This window comes from Chryseobacterium carnipullorum (genome assembly GCF_003815695.1).
In the GTDB taxonomy this organism is placed as follows: Bacteria; Bacteroidota; Bacteroidia; order Flavobacteriales; family Weeksellaceae; genus Chryseobacterium; species Chryseobacterium carnipullorum.
In genome coordinates, this window is sequence record NZ_CP033920.1 from 3,440,927 (window position 1) to 3,458,066 (window position 17,140).

At 34.6% G+C, this 17,140-nt stretch carries 19 protein-coding genes; 17 read left to right on the top strand and 2 right to left on the bottom strand.

Annotation, left to right across the window (positions count from 1 at the left end):
- The 3 genes from EG346_RS15415 to EG346_RS15425 all read left to right on the top strand — a co-directional run bounded on the left by EG346_RS15415 (position 1) and on the right by EG346_RS15425 (position 2,631).
- The gene (locus EG346_RS15415) at positions 1-204 is read left to right on the top strand and encodes a hypothetical protein (protein ID WP_123879804.1); all 204 of its coding nucleotides are present in this window, start codon (positions 1-3) and stop codon (positions 202-204) included.
- 59 nt (positions 205-263) lie between these two features.
- Complete coding sequence (locus EG346_RS15420) at positions 264-1,361, top strand: hypothetical protein (RefSeq protein WP_123879806.1); 1,098 nt, start codon at positions 264-266, stop codon at positions 1,359-1,361.
- A gap of 418 nt (positions 1,362-1,779) precedes the next feature.
- Positions 1,780-2,631 (top strand): DUF8464 domain-containing protein, encoded by an 852-nt coding sequence (locus tag EG346_RS15425; RefSeq protein WP_123879808.1) that lies wholly within the window; start codon positions 1,780-1,782, stop codon positions 2,629-2,631.
- On the opposite strand, the gene EG346_RS15430 is transcribed toward EG346_RS15425, so the two are convergent.
- A complete protein-coding gene (locus tag EG346_RS15430; protein ID WP_123879810.1) occupies positions 2,626-3,273 on the bottom strand; it encodes a nucleotidyl transferase AbiEii/AbiGii toxin family protein in 648 nt (215 codons plus the stop codon). The two genes, EG346_RS15425 and EG346_RS15430, sit on opposite strands and share 6 nt — an antisense overlap.
- Before the next feature lie 5 nt (positions 3,274-3,278).
- Positions 3,279-3,764 (bottom strand): helix-turn-helix transcriptional regulator, encoded by a 486-nt coding sequence (locus tag EG346_RS15435; protein WP_123879812.1) that lies wholly within the window; start codon positions 3,762-3,764, stop codon positions 3,279-3,281.
- 375 nt (positions 3,765-4,139) lie between these two features.
- On the opposite strand from EG346_RS15435, the gene EG346_RS15440 reads away from it, so the two are divergent.
- The 14 genes from EG346_RS15440 to EG346_RS15505 all read left to right on the top strand — a co-directional run bounded on the left by EG346_RS15440 (position 4,140) and on the right by EG346_RS15505 (position 17,138).
- Complete coding sequence (locus tag EG346_RS15440) at positions 4,140-4,814, top strand: DUF6904 family protein (protein WP_123879814.1); 675 nt, start codon at positions 4,140-4,142, stop codon at positions 4,812-4,814.
- Between the two features lie 28 nt (positions 4,815-4,842).
- A complete protein-coding gene (locus tag EG346_RS15445) occupies positions 4,843-5,547 on the top strand; it encodes a GNAT family N-acetyltransferase (protein WP_123879816.1) in 705 nt (234 codons plus the stop codon).
- 932 nt (positions 5,548-6,479) lie between these two features.
- Positions 6,480-7,274, top strand: a complete 795-nt coding sequence (locus EG346_RS24985) for a phage tail-like protein (protein ID WP_181876061.1) — start codon at positions 6,480-6,482, stop codon at positions 7,272-7,274.
- 17 nt (positions 7,275-7,291) lie between these two features.
- Positions 7,292-7,648 (top strand): hypothetical protein, encoded by a 357-nt coding sequence (locus EG346_RS15455; RefSeq protein WP_123879818.1) that lies wholly within the window; start codon positions 7,292-7,294, stop codon positions 7,646-7,648.
- Positions 7,638-9,116 carry a relaxase/mobilization nuclease domain-containing protein gene (locus EG346_RS15460; protein ID WP_123879820.1) on the top strand — a complete coding sequence of 493 codons (1,479 nt, stop codon included), beginning with the start codon at positions 7,638-7,640 and terminating at the stop codon, positions 9,114-9,116. Before EG346_RS15455 ends, EG346_RS15460 begins: the two co-directional genes overlap by 11 nt.
- 77 nt (positions 9,117-9,193) lie before the next feature.
- A complete protein-coding gene (locus tag EG346_RS15465; protein ID WP_123879822.1) occupies positions 9,194-9,844 on the top strand; it encodes a ParA family protein in 651 nt (216 codons plus the stop codon).
- Positions 9,845-9,889: 45 nt separating this feature from the next.
- Positions 9,890-10,483, top strand: a complete 594-nt coding sequence (locus EG346_RS15470) for a hypothetical protein (RefSeq protein ID WP_123879824.1) — start codon at positions 9,890-9,892, stop codon at positions 10,481-10,483.
- A 135-nt stretch (positions 10,484-10,618) separates the two neighbouring features.
- Positions 10,619-10,939, top strand: coding sequence for a DUF4134 domain-containing protein (locus EG346_RS15475; protein WP_378086794.1), 321 nt, complete (start codon positions 10,619-10,621; stop codon positions 10,937-10,939).
- 1 nt (position 10,940) lies between these two features.
- Positions 10,941-11,255, top strand: coding sequence for a DUF4133 domain-containing protein (locus tag EG346_RS15480; RefSeq protein WP_074231894.1), 315 nt, complete (start codon positions 10,941-10,943; stop codon positions 11,253-11,255).
- On the top strand, positions 11,227-14,295 hold the full coding sequence (locus EG346_RS15485) for a TraG family conjugative transposon ATPase (protein ID WP_181876062.1): 3,069 nt from the start codon (positions 11,227-11,229) through the stop codon (positions 14,293-14,295). Before EG346_RS15480 ends, EG346_RS15485 begins: the two co-directional genes overlap by 29 nt.
- Positions 14,282-14,935 carry a hypothetical protein gene (locus EG346_RS15490; RefSeq protein ID WP_123879826.1) on the top strand — a complete coding sequence of 218 codons (654 nt, stop codon included), beginning with the start codon at positions 14,282-14,284 and terminating at the stop codon, positions 14,933-14,935. Before EG346_RS15485 ends, EG346_RS15490 begins: the two co-directional genes overlap by 14 nt.
- A gap of 11 nt (positions 14,936-14,946) precedes the next feature.
- On the top strand, positions 14,947-15,633 hold the full coding sequence (locus tag EG346_RS15495) for a hypothetical protein (protein WP_123879827.1): 687 nt from the start codon (positions 14,947-14,949) through the stop codon (positions 15,631-15,633).
- A 2-nt stretch (positions 15,634-15,635) separates the two neighbouring features.
- Positions 15,636-16,301 carry a hypothetical protein gene (locus tag EG346_RS15500; protein WP_123879829.1) on the top strand — a complete coding sequence of 222 codons (666 nt, stop codon included), beginning with the start codon at positions 15,636-15,638 and terminating at the stop codon, positions 16,299-16,301.
- 6 nt (positions 16,302-16,307) lie between these two features.
- Positions 16,308-17,138 carry a hypothetical protein gene (locus EG346_RS15505; RefSeq protein WP_123879831.1) on the top strand — a complete coding sequence of 277 codons (831 nt, stop codon included), beginning with the start codon at positions 16,308-16,310 and terminating at the stop codon, positions 17,136-17,138.
- The last annotated feature ends 2 nt before the right edge of the window (positions 17,139-17,140 follow it).

Below are 17,140 nucleotides of genomic sequence, written 5' to 3' on the forward strand. Positions count from 1 at the left end.
ATGATGAAAATATCAGATTTAAAACCGGGTCAAAAAGTGACCATCAGTGGTACTCCTGCCGAATACAAAGGAATTCAAAAAGTAAAGATCTCAAATTTTGCTATAGTTGAGAAAAGGGTTTTTAAAGGTGAAAGAACCGATAAATACTACAGCCTCTCTGATGGATCAAAAACGCTCAAAAGTGAAAACATAGAAGCGATCTGAAATTTAAGTTTAAAACACTGAAAAGGAGAACAATATTCCAAATAAAATTGAAATTAATTATGGCATTTCCGGAAAAGCATTTAAGGTTGATCCGAAAGGAATTTGAAAGTAAAAATGATACAATTCCCGAAAGAATTAGATTAGGGAATCATTTTGTAGATGATTTCATTTTTGAAGATCAGGAAGCTGCAGATATCCCAATAAATGCACTTCGTGTTATATTTAATATAATTTCCATTATCAGCAGTGAGCAGTTTCGCCCGGAAGACCGCCCGAAACAGTTGTCTATGTTTGACGAAGAGTTCGAAACCGACAACAACATATTTGCTTCGATGAAGATCAGAAATAATAAAATTTCTCCTAGTGGTTCGAGTAAGCAGGTGATAGATGCTTACGAATTTCTCGCCAGATTCAAAATGAGCTGGTACAAATCCGTTAATTCGAAAGGAAAAGAGATCAAAACCTTCGGAGGACTTATCTCAGTTCCAAGTTACGATAACAGAGGATATACTTCGTTCTTAATCAGCAGCTATTGGCTGAAAAAATTAATGGTTATTCCGGAGTACAACTATGTGTTGTACAATCTGGTCTATAATATCCGCAACAACAAACATATTATTTTCGCCATCTGGCTATCGAAGATTCCGGAAAACGGGACCGCTGTAAAACTATCTACATTAAACAGGAAATTCGGAGTTAACTATAAAACAGCCAATGATTTTTGTTTCAAGTTTTTAAAACCTGCCAGAGTGAGCCTGAACCGGCACAATAATCTGTCGTTCAATTACAGGTATAAAGGTGATTCGATATTTATAGCTCCTTATCAGACAAGAAAGATTGCAGATATAGATCTGTCATCAAATAATAGGGAGCAGCTTGAAGTTACCCGAAGATTAAGATATTTTAGAAAAAGATACGGCCTGCAGGAGCAGGAAATGACGCAGTTTTCTTATCAGTACAGACATATTAAGCAAACCCGGGAACTTATCGAAAGAGCTTTCAGGGAATTTATAAGAATAACCAGATTAAAGGGAATAAAATCTACGGAATTCCAAGCGAAAGTATTTTTGAATGAAATGCAGGACATTATCATTGCGCAATATATGAAAACGAAAATGGGCACACTGCTTCCAAACGGTTATCCTATTATTATCTGAATTCGGAATTGGACTCATCTGCATTTCGGAATTGCACTCATCCCTTATTCGGAATTGCGGTCGCTGAACTTAAAGGATAGTTAAAATTCGAAATTTAATGACTGAGTTTCCGGAATTGCGCTCTTTTCAAATTGAAAAACTTTGTAATGTATGGTCTTTTTTAATAATGATAGAATCGTGAAGATTCAATTCGGATTTGCGCTCATTCCAAAATAAGCGGTTTTTCGGACTTGCACTCATTTAATTTTCGGAATTGCAGTTGTCTCTACTTCGGAATTGCGCTCATTCGAAAACATTTGCAAAATCCCTTCTATAAGGCGATCCGGTTCATCATTAAAAGGATATTTAAAAGAATAAAAAGTCTTTTTTTTTATCTAAAAGTTAAAATGATGAAAAAAATGCTTTAAAAAGAAAAAAAATGAATTGCGAAAAAATTAAGGAAAAAGTTAGTATCAGATTGCTACTGGAATCTTTCAATCTTTTTCCTGTGAAGGAAAACCAGAAAACTGCTTTCTATTTTGCTTTGGACAGAGAAGAAAAAATTCCCAGCTTGTCGGTTGACTTTGTTAAAAATAAAGCGTTTGATTTCGGGACGGGGAAGAGCTATGATGTAATTTCAATTGTTCAGATAATAAACAAATGTTCCGTATCCGATGCTTTGAAATATCTTTCAAGATTCGACTACGCAATGGTGAATGACAAAAATGTTCAAGATACTGGACAAGAAAAAAATTATCATATTATTCACGTAAGTGATGTCAAACATCCTGCACTAATTCAATATTTAAAAACCAGGAAAGTTTATGAACAAAGACATTTAGTGAAAGAAATTAATTATGAACTGAATGATAAAAAATTCTTTGGAATCGGCTTTCTAAATGATTCGGGTGGGTATGAAATCAGAAGTAAATATGCTAAAATCTGTTTGGGTCAGAAGGAGGTCACTTGGATTAAAAATGAACTGAATCCTAAAAATGAAGTTTTAATCTTTGAAGGCTTTTTCGATTATTTATCTTATAGGAATATTGACAAAGCGGAAAATTCAATTTCAGATTATTTGATACTTAATTCCACCGCGATGCTTTTTAAAGTGAAGGACAGACTAAAGGATTACCATAAAGTTTCTCTTTTCCTTGATAATGATTCTAATGGGAAAGCTACAAAAGAAATCATTCAAAATAATTACGATAATGTGGAAGACTGCTCTTTATTTTATATCGGGTTTAATGATTTGAATGAGTGGTTCTGTAATTTCAATGAAAAATTATGATTTCTGATAATTTTTGACTGCCTCTTCAATATCTTCTTTGATAAACTCCCAATATTTCCCATGAAGGCAGATCGGGTCAAAATCATCGTCTGCAGATTTAAAGTCGATCAAATTTTTTAAAATCAAATCTTTTTCGTGGCCATAGGGGTATCGTTCTTCGTGAAGCTCCAGCATTTTTCCAATCCCAAAATTAGGAAGGCATTCGTGCAGATCCCAGAAATCTTTTTTGCGACCACCTCTCTGGACAACATCTATTTTCATTGCGATGATCTCTTCAATTGTTGCTAACCTTATTTCATCGGCTATTATTGGAGGTCTTATGAAAGTGTCGGTATAATAAATGTCAAGTTTTACCGTGTTGTCTTTATCAGTTCCGACAATATAGGATTTTCCCATTGCCGGTTCAAGATCATTTGAATGGTCCACATAGGTAAATGCCGATCTGAGAAAGTTGTCTATTGCTTTAAAATCAACACTTCCGTAACCTGCATCACTGAACAGGTCTATGTCGATGGACATACGATGACCCAATTGAAGGCTCAAAGAGGTTCCCCCTACGAGCCTGAAATCTTTAAAGGTTTCGGATGCCATTACAATTTGCAGGCTGTTTTTCAGAAGATCGTTTACTGTATTGTAATACATATTGATTATTGTGATTTTCTTTGAAGTCTCATTGGTTGTGTAGTCATTGACTTTAATGCGGTTTCGACTTTTCTTTTTCCATAGAAACGGATGGTTTCATTTTTCTCATCATCATTGCCGCGTTCAAAGATGCGGTTTATAACCGCCTTGTGCTGTCTGTTCCAATCGATTTTAGTGATATCAGTATCCCAAAATAGAGATCTGCGAAGAATTGAAAGCTTCGGTGTTTCTTTCATTTTATCCTTTTCAAACTTGATGTCATAATAGCTTTGCAAGACAACGATGCTTCCTTCCTCCAGATCAAGCTCCTTTTCGATCTTCAATGCCAGTGCAACAGGAATCTTTCTTTTACCTTTTGTTATATTATTGATGGCTTGAGCAGATTCACCGATGGATATTGCAAAAGGACGCTTTTTGAGCGAGCGCTTTTCAAGCTCCCTCTCAAGTACAATTCCAGGATGTATTCCTTTATATTTTAATAGCGATTTCATAATACAAATATAAACAAATCTGTTTATATATTATTCATGTGTATTATGAAAGTATTTCTAATATTTAGATAAGCATAGTTGCTATCTTGAATTTTCGCATTTTAAATGTAAATGTCTTCTAAGTAATCGCATCTAACTGACGTTTGGCTATTTACTCTTGCAAATGTAGGACAGCACTCAGGATACTTTAAGCTATGTGAATGCTGGATGAGTATTTATCACTTACCTTGCAATCTCATTTCAAAAACTTCTCCGAGATTTTGACAGTTTGATTTTGAGAAGAGATTACGGGTTCACATTTAATCACTAAAACTAATTATAAACTTTTAAAGAAAGATTTTCTTGATTAAATTTGTTGAAACAAAAGTATCGTAAATGATTTACGCTGTACCGACAAAAAAAGGATTAGGAATTGAGATATGGGGAACCCGTGATGATTTTGAATACATTTATGAAATTATTTCCAAATTCTGGAATAACGAATCTTTCTATCATGTGAAAGGTTACGAGGACAAAAACAAATTGATCAGCAGTTTTTCGTATGAGATACGAAAAGCATCCTACGGAAGCAGGTTAACAAAAGATCATAGTCATTATTCCATTGAAGAAATTCCTTATGTTGGGTTCAAAATTTCCTGGCCGCATATTGTTTTTTCCATTGTTGCACTAAGATACAATATGAGAATGGTCGATAGTAATAAAGCAGATATTGCAACGTTTCTACATCTCGAATACTGGATAGAATTGGCGATGGAAAATTATGATTCTGCCGGAACCAAAAAGCTCTTACCTTATCTCAATGGTGCTGTAAATGCAGGGAACGAATATTTGTATCTGTTTATGAGACATATTAATGCGTCATTTTTTGAAATGAACGGCGGTAAGAATTCTTTTAGAAAATTACCAGATTTAATGAGAGTTTCTATATATTCTTCAGAAGAGTATAATGACCTACTAAATTTTCTTCAGTCGGAGGCAAAAAAGTATAATTGTAACATAGAAGATCTGGAATTAAGTGATGATGATAAAATATATGAAATAGAGTGGTAGGTCTTTTAGCTAAACAAATAAGTAAAAAATGACAAATGAATCACTACAATCTTTGCTTGAAGGATTAAATGAAAATAACCAAATATCTAGTCTTATTTATCGTAGACCTTTAAGTTCAAATGTGGATTTTGCCAAAATATGGGATGATATACCTAAATTGACAGATAGTGTAACTTCTTCTGATGGACCTGACAATTTTTATCTGATAAAAAATGCAGAGAACATTTTTGTAGCCATTGTATACGATATGGTAAGAGATTTACATTGGTTTGTACTACCGGAATATCGGGGAATGGGACATTTGACAAATTCCTTGAAGCAAACCATTATTCCTCATTTGTTTTTAATGAGAGAAGAACAGAGAATAACAATTAACGAAGCTGAAATGGATAAAGATCATTTTACAGCTTCCGAAAAAGTGGCGCTCAAGCTGGGCTTTTTAAAGAGTGATGATAATGATGACGAATATTATTTATCAAATAATTGTTCTAATTCGGAGGATTTTAGTTTCGGCAATGATTCTGAGATTTCCTATGATAGAATGAATGAGCTAAAAAAGCATATCAATTATTTGAGCAGGTCTCTTTGGACAATACAGACTGAAATTGAAATGAAGCTTGGACAAACTGATTACTCTGACGAATTAAAGGATTTAGTCCACGAACTTAGAAATCATACTTGGAAACTGGAGGATTTTTGGTGGTCAAGAAATACTGATAATAATTCTCGGTAGAATAATATATCATCAGTTTTACAATTACTTAAATGATAGGAGATAATTAAAATCAATTTCAAACTTTCTCTTTTCATCCAATTTATCATACTTCTCCTTAACCAAGGGAAATTTATTTGCAATATTTTTTATCATTATACTTGTCATCAAATAGAAATAAAAAAGCATAAGGGTTTCCTTCATATGTTCGTGTTTTTCATCAATTCAGACTATTATAAAAAAGATTCTCGTTTTTATCTGCTTAAAGAAACGACAGATTAATTATCCTACCGGTATAAACTGATATAAGTTCACTCAATAACCTGTGTAAAATAAGCACAGTTTTAATCTCATCCACAGGAAAAATATTTAGGTCGGTTTATAAACCTGAGTAAACAGAATATACAGTAAGCATTTGTGAGCACGATACAAGATTTGTCTTTTTCTGAACCTGTATAAAATGGATGCAGGTCCTTCTATAACCCGCATAAAATAAGTACAGGTTTGCTCGTGACCTGCCTAAAATAATACGGATTAAAATTTTTTATTCCAACATTTTCATTTTTTTCTTTCTGTAGCAAAACGAGATTGATAATTAATGGATTTTATTGCTTATCAATAATATAAATTCCGCTAAAATTCTATTTCAGAGCTCCAAAAAAAATGGAGATTCTTTTTAGCAAGATGTGTCTTTGTACGCACAAACTTTTCAAGTTGTACTACAAAGACGATCTGGCCTTTTTGCAAAAGGGGTGAAAAAACTGCGGAACTTGTTTTTTATTTTTATCAGAATTCTTATTAAGATTCCAGATTCACCCAAATCATTCGTTTTTAATCTTCAATATTTCCAGTTTAATCCAAACTGTTAGTTTTTAGACCAAACCCTTTGGTTGCTATTGTTTTAGAGGGTTTTATGACTCAATTTTGTCCAAGAAATTTTAATCAAAATACCAATGAGAAGATTCATTTATTTAATGTTGATGTTATTCACTATATCAATTGAGGGACAGGTCGGCATCAATACCCAGACTCCAGAAACAACTTTAGAGGTTGTGGGAAAACCAAATGATATCAATCATTATGACGGTATAATTCCCCCAAGAATTACAGGAAACCAACTCGCTGTAAAAACGTATTCCTATGCTAAAAAAGGAGCTATAGTATTTGTGACCTCTCCACCGACTACTCAGTCAGGACAAGTAGCATATATTGTAGAATCTGGATTATATTTCTTTGATGGGATATCATGGAGAGATTTTTCAAAAGAAAAACAACCTGTTGAATATGTAATTTTCTTATCATTTGACCATAACAGTACTGCAGGAATTACATCGACGTCAAATTGGTCGATCCCGGTAAATTATTGGGGAAATACTAATGCTTATCTGACATCATCTAAAAACTATACAATCGGTACCAAAAACTTCGGAGGTTTAAAAGGATCTGTACTATTCAGAAAAGTTAATGGAGTCGTTAATGTGAGGTTTCAAATATACAGGTCAAATGATTCATATCCCATAAACGGTAATGCTTTTATAAATATTCCAAACATATACAGTGACATAGGTTATATTCCAAATCAGATAGTATTACTTCATACAGAAAATTCAACACAATTTTTTCCTGCATTGCTTGAGAACTACGCTATTCAAATTCCTCAAAGTTCGTTAATAGCCATGTCCACATCGTACTACACTTATGGAGAAGTTCAAGGCTATTCGAATTGGGTAAAACCATATTTACCATAAAAACATTTTTAAGTGCCATGGAAAAAGAAGTCCGCATTTTCATAAGAATTCAAAAATGTCGTAAAGAAAAATGGAAAAAGCTCTGTCTTACAAAGAAAATTTCTTTAACAACTTTAATCATCGATTCAGTTGAGAGCAGGATTTTAGATGATGAAAGAAAAACAATATTACAGTTCATTGAAAAGCAGGACAACATCTTCAGGAAGATTGAAAACAACGTCAATCAAGTTGCAAAAATAGCAAATGGGCAAAAGTTTATCAGCGAAAAGGAACTCAGTTATTTTTCAATTCAGCTCAATGAAATAGCTAATTTAAAAGTACAACAGAATGAAATTTTCTATAAAATCTATTCGTTGATTGCTGATGATCATTAAAATTTTAGGCTCATCTGGATCTGATTTCCACGGGGTAAAGTACAATGATAAAAAAGTAGAGAATGGGAAAGGAGAATTGATGTCGATGAAAAATTTTCCTTCGTTCATTAATGAGTCTAGCAATCAACAACAAGTTAGAGATTATTTAAAATCAGTATCAAAAAATGAGAAGGTAAAAAAGCCGCAATTACACGCTGTTATTTCAACCAAGTTTCAGAATCATAGCAAAGATGAATTGACCAAAGTGGCGGAAGATTTTATGAAAGAGATGGGATATGGAATGCAACCATTTATCGTGGTTTTTCATAAGGATACAGATAATAATCACATACACATTGTTTCTACCAGAGTTGATAAACAGACCGGAAAGAAGATCAATGACAGTTATGAAAGGCTTAAAGCACAAAAAGCATTAAGCATTACAATGGAAAAATTGTATGGTCAGAAACAGGAAGAAGAACTGGAAAAACTGCTGAACTACAAAATAAGTTCGCTTAATCAGTTGGAAACTCTACTCAATAGAAATGGTTACAGGATAGGTAAAAACACAAATGATGAAAATTCTTTAAACATTTTTAAAAACGGAGTAAACCAAAAATCTATTCGAGGAGATCAGATTGTTTTTGATAACAGCAAAAATGATAAAAGGGTAAAACAGATCAAAGCAATAGTAAGCAAATACAAAGAATTGTATTCAAATAAGGTTTTTAAAGTGGAGGATAATAGAAAAAATGAAGCAGTGCTTCCAAAAGAAAAAACTACTGAAGGAGGAAATGATTCAAATATGAAGATTGCCTTTGAAAGCGAGCTCCAAAAAAAGCTGAAAGATGTTTTCGGGATCGATATGGTTTTTCATCAAAAAGACGATAAAAATCCTTTTGGCTACACCGTAATCGACCATAAAACAGAAAAAGTATATAAAGGAAGTGATATTATGAAAATGAATGAAGTATTTGAATTTACTTCTGATAAGCTTGATAAGAAGACTTTTGAAATCCTGAAGGATTATAATATTCGCAGCCAGGACACAAAAAAGATCCTGCTTGAATTTTTTAATAAGAATAATCCGGAAATAGAAATCAAGGACTTTATGCTATTTGAAAACCGGGGTAAAAAAGATCTGGAAACCTACCGAAAAGTTCAATTTGAAGTCAAGGATTTTATTAAAAATAAAAAAAACACAAATGATGAAAAAAATATGTCAATTACCAAAGGCGAGGACGGAAAGCTGTATGCTGTTCATACTCGGTTCCATTATATCGGAGAGCTACAATCATTAATTGGAGAAAAGGAATATCAAAAATTGCTGAATCCGATACAAGCAAATGAAAACCGAACTGAAAATAATGAAAGAAATGCTTTGAGCAAAGCTGTAAACGAAATGTTATTTGAATTATTGAAAAGTTCAGGAACAGCAAAAGATCCTGCCGAAAACGAACTCAAAAAAAGACGAAGAAAACGACGATAAAATTGATAGTTGTCGGTTGACAGAAAAATCTTCTCCAGTCCAACAACATTCAACTAAAAACAAAAAACTAGACCCCAATGATCATCACATTTGCCACACAAAAAGGAGGAACCGGAAAAACGACACTAGCCATCGCTTTTGCCAATTACATTTCGGCAATTTCGGAAAGGAAAATCAATGTTTTCGATTTTGATTACCAGAAATCTTTTTACTACAAATGGAAAGATGATGAATTATCGGGTTGTCCGAAATTGTATGAAGTGGAAATTATTAGCGAAGATGACCAACAACCATTTTCAGACTTTGAGACCCTCATTAATTTAAAAGATAGCGATGAAATCAATCTCTTTGATTTGGCTGGAACATTAGATGCAAAATACAGCGATCTGCTCATTTACAGTGATTTTATCGTGATCCCTTTCGAATATTCAGATGTTTCTGTCAAGTCTACCATGGTCTTTATCAATATGCTGGGACTTTTGGAAAGTGAGGCTGAAAGAGTATTTATCCGTTCCAAATATGATAAAGGCTACAAGTATCTGAATCAGGAAGGAATGGACATTGAGCTAAAAAAATTCGGATTGCTACTGGAAAATCCTGTATTCAAAAAAAACTGCTTACAGAAGATTGATACCAGAAAGCTGACCTACGAACAAAAATACGGGGTAAGAAAATCTTTCGATGAACTGATAGAATACATTAATCAAACATTGAAGATTACCCTCTGAAATAAAAAATACACCTAAGTATTAATCTCTACAATCTCAATAAAAATGATAAAAATATCACTTTGCATCTTGGCTGTTTATCTGACGTATTACGCCGGAAATATCTTGTACGACCTGTTTCTGAAAAAAGAAAAAGAAACCTACAAAGAAGAGACGGAGGAGTTTTCTTTGTCCGAAATTTCCGAACAGTACGAAGATCTTACTGCAACTATAGGGATTGAAGATGTAGAAAATCTTAACACTCCCCAATCCTTTAATAGAAATCCAATCCATTCTGATTACACTGAAGGAAATGAAGAAAGACAAGATCTTGAGTATTTGAGGGAACTATTTGAATCTGAACAAGATCTGGATGAATTCGATAATCCATCAAAAAAGGATTTTACCGAAATTGAAACCCAATCACATCCTGAAAATGCTGAATCAAGTGAGGAGTCCCTTGACCAGAATGAAAAGACATCAACCGAAAAGGAAAATCAGAAACCTGACGAAGTGATTAGCGAAAACCCAATCACAGTTAGTGCAGACCAGGAAACTTCCAGAATAAAAGAATGGAAGGCGATGCTTAATCTTTCTGAAACCCTGGTTCAAATGGTTGCGAACTACGACGGATACAAAGTTTATCAATCCACGATGTAGTTAGCCAACTTAAACAAAATCTAACGTACTGAATATTAGACTTAACAGCGGATTTACATTCGTTGTCCGGGACTTCCATGCCCAAAATTTAACACTCAAATGATTATTAACCCTTTATAAAATTTTTGAATTATGATGAAAAATTATTTCACAAAAAACGTGACAACAAAAAAAGTTTTAACCCTAGCCTTGGCACTTATGGCGATAACTCCCGCATTTGCCCAAGGTGGAGCAACGGCAATCTCGAATGCAGCAAGTGATATCACTGATTATTGGGATCCGGTCAAGCTGATCTTGAAAGCAGTAGGAGGATTGGTCGGTTTTATCGGAGGTCTCCGAGTGTATAACAAATGGACCAATGGTGATCAGGATGTCAACAAAGAGATCCTTGGTTATGGAGGAGCAATGATTTTCTTGATTGTCGTTCCTGAATTCGTAACAGCATTCTTTGCCTAATATGGGATTCTACCTTTATAAGGGGCTCAAAAAGCCCCTTGTATTCTTCGGACTCAAAGGAAAATACATCTTTTATGCAGTCGGCGTCATCGGAGGCGGGGTCATATCAGCATTGGTACTCTCAAAGTTCGGTCTCTTAGGCTCTTTATTGGGTCTTGCAGTCACCGCAGGCGGAGTTTATCTCATCTTCAGAAGACAGGACAAATATGGTTTGTATGACAAAACCAAAAACTTCGATCAGATCTTAATTTTTCCAAAAAGGTTACATAATAATAAACTTTTAAAGAATGGCAACAATAAAAAAACAAGCCTTTAGCATCCCATTTATTGGATATGATCAGGGAAAAGATTTCAATTGGGATTTTGATGTTCTTTTCGGACAGTACGGGAATCCTATTATCGGGATCAAAATAAAAAATATTGTTGAGCAATATTCGGCAGACCCGGATAGCTATCTCAATTTCCACACGGTTTTAAATCAGGTGGTATCGATCATTGGAGAAGGAAGAATTGTTCAGAAGCTCGATATCTTTTCCAAGAAGAAATATGCTGCCGAGCAATCCAACCAATTTCTACAACAAAAATATTCGGAGCATTTTGAGGGCAGACTTTTCAAAACTATTGAGACCGTACTTCTCTTTACTGATATTGTAGATGATAAGCTGAAAAAGAAAATGAAGCATTATCATTTTTCTGATAAAAGCTATAAGGAACTACGGGATAAATGCCAGAAAGTTTTGATGCTATTAAAACAGAACAATTGTGAACCTGAGTTTTTATTTGAGAAAGATTTTGAGTACTACATTTCCGGGGTTCTATCGATGCAGTTTTCCGAATCTCCAACATTCGATAATATAAAAAGCACCAACGAATTTTTACAAATAGGAAAAAGGTTTGTAAAAAACATTTCGTACGTGGATGTCGAAAACATCGATTTACCATCGGAAATTGAGCCTTGCTCTATTCTCGGAGGAAATGGTGCAGCTGCTGAAACAGCAGTAGATAATTTTAGTTTTATCAATGAACTGGAAGATTACGAGACCATTGTATACAATCAGATTATAACTATTCCGCTTCAGGCACAGCAGCAAAGGGAGCTCGATAAAAAGAAGAAAAAGCACGAAGGAGCAGCCAACAATTCTCCGACCAACGCAATTATCGCAGACGAGATTCAAACCCTGCTTCATAATATTGCCATTGACGGACAGCTCGTTGTGAATGCTCATTTTTCAATTCTTTTTTCAGCAGAAACTCTGGAGAAAATGGAAAATATTCAGTCGATGATAGAAAATAAACTGTTCACAAAAGGAATCATTGTTTCTAAAAATGCCTATAACCAATTGGAACTTTGGCGATCAGCCATTCCGGGCAATGGAACAGAACTTAGGGAGTATGATTTATTTATGACGACAAGCGAAGCGGCCTTGTGTTTTTTTTTTAAAGAAAGTTACCCAGTAAATGAAGAATCCAATTTCTATTTAAGATTTACCGATAGACAAGGCGTTCCGCTAAAAGTAGATCCATCGGATTTACCGATGAAAACAGGAAGGATTAATAACAGGAACAAGTTTGTATTAGGACCGTCTGGTTGCGGAAAGTCATTCCTGATGAACAATATTATCGAGCAATATTTGACTTACAATTATGATGTAGTGATTGTTGATACAGGAGATTCTTATTCGGGAACTTGTAAATACAAAGGGGGAAGATATATCCAATATACCGAAGAAAAACCAATCACAATGAATCCTTTTCTGATGGATCAAAAAGAATTTAATATCGAAAAAATAGAATTTTTGACCAACCTGATCTTTTTGATCTGGCAAGGTCCCGATTCTTCGATGTCTTCAGCACAAAAGTCCATATTAGATAATGTATTGATGTCGTATTACCACGGGTATTTTAACTCAGGAACACAGTGGTATGATCAAAAAACTTCTGAAGAACTCATTCTATATCTGAGTAAGTATAACATTCACGAAGATGATCTTTTTTCTGAATATGAAAACGAAGACAAAGGACAGCATACTTACTATGACATTTTGGGAATTACTTTCGATGCCAGTTCCGATGAAATAAAGGAAGCGGGAAGAAAATTATTGAAATTTTATCATCCCGATAAGAATATCAATAATCCGGATTATGAAAGTGACAATTTCTATAAAGTGTATGAAGCGTATGACACGCTGAACGATGAAGAAAGAAGGAAAATATACAATGAAACGCAGTTGATTTTAATCAAGTCGAATGATATCATCAGGCAACCCAGATCAGCAGAAGAATGGAATGAATCCTTTAGAAAAGCCATTATCAGAAAAATAAAAGAACTGGAAGAAAAGCTGATTGTAACAGAACTTTCGTTCAATGGGTTTTATGATTATTGCGATCAATTTCTTCCGATTTACCTCAATAATAAGAAACACAATATCAAAGAAAAGGAATTCAATCTGCGCACCTTTTTATTTGTGCTGAAAGATTTTTACAAAGGCGGAAGGTACGGAACGACTTTAAATGAAAGTGCAGACAATACGCTGTTCGACGAATCTTTCATTGTTTTTGAAATCGATAATGTAAAGGATAACCCAAAACTCTTTCCGATAGTAACGCTCATTATTATGGACACTTTTATTCAGAAAATGAGACTCAGAAAAGACCGCAGAAAAGCCTTAATAATCGAAGAAGCGTGGAAGGCCATTGCGAGTAAACTGATGGGAGGATACATCCTTTATTTATATAAAACGGTGAGGAAATTTTGGGGAGAGGCGGTGGTGGTAACGCAGGAACTGGATGACATTATTGGAAATGCAGTGGTTAAAGATTCCATCATCAATAATTCAGACACTTTTATATTGCTTGACCAGACCAAATTCAAAGATAATTTTGATAAGATCGCTTCATTGCTATCGCTCAATAAAGTAGAACAAAACAAGATTTTTACCATCAACAATCTCAACAACAAATTTGGGAGAAGCCGTTTTAAAGAATTTTACTTAAAAAGAGGTTCAAAAGGAGAGGTCTATGGAAATGAAGTTTCGCTTGAACAATATCTCACCTACACTACAGAAAAACCGGAAAAATCGGCAGTTGAATATTATGTGCACCAATACGGAGACTATGATGAAGGATTGCGCAAAATAGTTGGTGATTTAAAAACCTTCGGAGACAGTCTGGAAAACTTAGTGTCACTCGTGAACTTATATCAAAATCCTTTAGATGATAAAATCAATTCTTTCTACAGAATGATGAAAAAAGAACACAAAGGGAAGAATGTCTTCAAGACTATCACACAGGAATTAGAAGACCGCAATATCAGTTTTTCAGAATTAATTAATAACAAACAGTATGAAAAAGTTTAGCATTCTATTTTTAGGTTTTGGAAGTTTCCTGTTCGCCCAAAACACCTACATCGATCCTACAGTAACGGCTGCTATGATTCTCTATTCAGAAAATCTAAAAGCCAAGCAGAATGAAGTCATTGAAGAAACATCAAAATTAAAAGATGCACAAACCTGGGTCGGAACACAGATGGTTGCAGCTAATGATATTCAGACCAAAATTTTAAAAGGCCTGAAAGAAGTTTCAGGCACATTACAAAACGGACTCCAAGCACAAGAAATCTACTCGGAACTCAATAAGTGCTACAATTATTCATCACAAATTGGGCAACTAGCATCAGAACATCCTGAGTATGCCATTTTTGGGGTGAAAGCTTCACAAAAGACTTATGAGCAAAGTCTAAAGATTGTAACCGATGTATCTGATATTCTCGCATCCGGAGAATTGAATCTTGCTACTGCAGGAGATCGATACAAAATCCTTCATAATATTTCCGGTAATGTGAAAAATCTGAAGCTTTGGCTTTTAGCAATCAAACTGCGATTAGAAAAAGCAAACCGATTAGGATTCTGGAATTCTATTAATCCATTTGCAGGGTACATCAATACCGACAAAGGTATTGTTGAAAACATAATGAACAGGTACAAACGGAATTTTTAATTTTTTCTATTATGAAAAAAAGAATTCTTTTAAGCCTATTTATTCCCGCTGTTTATTTTGTGTTGACATCCTCCGGTGGTGGCTCTACACCGGCTTGGCAACAGGAAAATGTATCATTTCCGATGATGGACATAGAGATCAATGCCACGATGAAAGAACACGACAGGCAAAAAGAAATGCGGCAAAAACAAATCGCTAATGCCACAGTAGAAACAGCCAATAAAACCCAATGGAATCAATTCAAAGACAAGGTGACCAAGATACAAGACAGGTTGCGGATTGTTTCATTTGCCATTCAAGTTGTACCGACCGGAATAGCAATGAGCAGGGAAATAACCAAAATAACAAACAATCAGACTGCTATTATCAATGAAATAAACGATGCTCCTTATTCCATTATAGCCGTTTTGCCTTCCCAAGTTCAGTTTGTTGATGATCTGCAAATGGTAACGCGGCTGTTAACTGGGATCATTTTGTCTTACGGAGCTATCAATCAAATGGAAAAATCAGAGCGTAAAGTGTTATTGGACTATGCATTAGGCGAAGTTAAATCAATAAGCAGAAACTCTACACATATGCTTTTGAAGATAAGAGATATCAAAACCAAGATAAAACGAAACAAAAAAGCCTTTCAATATTATGTCAATAGGGATAAGCAAGTAGTTGAAAGCATTATGAATAACATCAAATCCTTTTAGCAATGAAGAAAATATTAGCCTTTGGAATATTTGTGTTTTTAGGAATCACTGCTAGCAGCCAGCAAATAGTTATCAACGACAAACTTCTGTCACAAATTACCGTAAACCACGGCGTCCGATTAGGAAGTGAACAAACTTTTTTGGATTCCTATGAAAAGCAAAAAGAATTGTATGATGACATCAACAATAAAATCACACAGATCATAGCGATTCAGGAGTACATCTATAAGCAGTTGAAGAATGTGAATTCAGCCCTGACGCAGAGCAAAAAACTGATCTATCTCTATCAATATCTCGGTAAAATCGTGACGAACTCCAATAAAATGCTGGATCTGTCAGCACAGCATCCTGAATATTCGGTACTCATTTCAAAATATTATGTTGAAATAGGTAAGCAGACGATGAAGCTTCAACAGGAAGTTACTCAGGATATTCTCAAAGAGGACAAAGATTTTCTGATGGATGCAATGGATAGAGAAATGCTGATTGAAAAGATCTTTACCCGTGTCAGAAATATCAATGGAAATATTTTATACATCAATCTGCGATTAGAGAATGCTAAGAAAATTCCCTACCTGTATCAAGTTCCTGTTCTCCGCAACTACATCAATATAGACAAGGCCATTGTTGGCGACATCATTACGAAATTCAATCACATCTTTAATTAAAACATCATGAAAAATTTAGTAAAAAAAATAAGCATCCTACCACTTTTACTCTTGACAGTTGCACTCTCTGGACAATTCAGCGTCAAGAGATTAAATGACCCTTCCATTGTTGCTCAACATAAAAGAATGGTCTTTCAAGATTGGGGAGATTGGAGACCTTATCCAAAATATTTTTTAGGCATCCAAACCAATTTTGCTTATGCAACGGTTTGGGGGTTGTGGTCTCCAAAAATCAACAGGGATTATAAAAATGGTGAAGACATTAGACCATTAAAACCGACAGGGGTGCAAAATCAAAGATTCGCTCAATTAAAATTTCAGGAAGAAGAAGCAAAAAAAATAAAAGCCGCTTCGGACACCATCCATAAAAGAAGCGTTCAGGATTTTGCCCATTGGACTTCCGCCACCGTTGACGCAGACCCACTTTGGTTGCTGTATTACAAAAGAATGCTAAAACCCATTACCGAATTTCCAGATACACCTCAGAATTTTATCGAGTGGCGACTGAAAGACCAGCAGACTTTTGAAACGCTCAGCACAACAGGAACAATAAAAAGACTTCAGGAAGAACTGGATTTAATCAAAGAAAAATATTCAATGTCCAGAAGTATGGATATGCCAAGAGGTAAACGATTCATAATGTACCACCAAACCCTCATCAAGTGGAGAAAATTTGTAACGGAATTAAGGAAGCACAATAACAAGACAACACTTCTTACAGATTACAAGAATATTCTGAAAAACCATTCAAATTATGCTTTGCCACCTGCGTGGACACCGGCATCTGACCAGCAGATTGTTCATAATATGATGAATCATTATAAACACCGATTTTAAAA

Excerpts from the sequence above, each read along its gene's own strand:
- EG346_RS15420 (WP_123879806.1), top strand. The coding sequence starts at position 264 with ATGGCATTTCCGGAAAAGCATTTAAGGTTGATCCGAAAGGAATTTGAA.
- EG346_RS15435 (WP_123879812.1), bottom strand. The coding sequence starts at position 3,764 with ATGAAATCGCTATTAAAATATAAAGGAATACATCCTGGAATTGTACTT.
- EG346_RS15460 (WP_123879820.1), top strand. The coding sequence starts at position 7,638 with ATGATCATTAAAATTTTAGGCTCATCTGGATCTGATTTCCACGGGGTA.
- EG346_RS15490 (WP_123879826.1), top strand. The coding sequence starts at position 14,282 with ATGAAAAAGTTTAGCATTCTATTTTTAGGTTTTGGAAGTTTCCTGTTC.
- EG346_RS15415 (WP_123879804.1), top strand. The coding sequence starts at position 1 with ATGATGAAAATATCAGATTTAAAACCGGGTCAAAAAGTGACCATCAGT.
- EG346_RS15425 (WP_123879808.1), top strand. The coding sequence starts at position 1,780 with ATGAATTGCGAAAAAATTAAGGAAAAAGTTAGTATCAGATTGCTACTG.
- EG346_RS15485 (WP_181876062.1), top strand. The coding sequence starts at position 11,227 with ATGGCAACAATAAAAAAACAAGCCTTTAGCATCCCATTTATTGGATAT.
- EG346_RS15430 (WP_123879810.1), bottom strand. The coding sequence starts at position 3,273 with ATGTATTACAATACAGTAAACGATCTTCTGAAAAACAGCCTGCAAATT.
- EG346_RS15445 (WP_123879816.1), top strand. The coding sequence starts at position 4,843 with ATGACAAATGAATCACTACAATCTTTGCTTGAAGGATTAAATGAAAAT.
- EG346_RS15505 (WP_123879831.1), top strand. The coding sequence starts at position 16,308 with ATGAAAAATTTAGTAAAAAAAATAAGCATCCTACCACTTTTACTCTTG.
- EG346_RS15465 (WP_123879822.1), top strand. The coding sequence starts at position 9,194 with ATGATCATCACATTTGCCACACAAAAAGGAGGAACCGGAAAAACGACA.
- EG346_RS15475 (WP_378086794.1), top strand. The coding sequence starts at position 10,619 with ATGAAAAATTATTTCACAAAAAACGTGACAACAAAAAAAGTTTTAACC.
- EG346_RS15495 (WP_123879827.1), top strand. The coding sequence starts at position 14,947 with ATGAAAAAAAGAATTCTTTTAAGCCTATTTATTCCCGCTGTTTATTTT.
- EG346_RS15480 (WP_074231894.1), top strand. The coding sequence starts at position 10,941 with ATGGGATTCTACCTTTATAAGGGGCTCAAAAAGCCCCTTGTATTCTTC.
- EG346_RS15440 (WP_123879814.1), top strand. The coding sequence starts at position 4,140 with ATGATTTACGCTGTACCGACAAAAAAAGGATTAGGAATTGAGATATGG.
- EG346_RS24985 (WP_181876061.1), top strand. The coding sequence starts at position 6,480 with ATGAGAAGATTCATTTATTTAATGTTGATGTTATTCACTATATCAATT.
- EG346_RS15500 (WP_123879829.1), top strand. The coding sequence starts at position 15,636 with ATGAAGAAAATATTAGCCTTTGGAATATTTGTGTTTTTAGGAATCACT.
- EG346_RS15470 (WP_123879824.1), top strand. The coding sequence starts at position 9,890 with ATGATAAAAATATCACTTTGCATCTTGGCTGTTTATCTGACGTATTAC.
- EG346_RS15455 (WP_123879818.1), top strand. The coding sequence starts at position 7,292 with ATGGAAAAAGAAGTCCGCATTTTCATAAGAATTCAAAAATGTCGTAAA.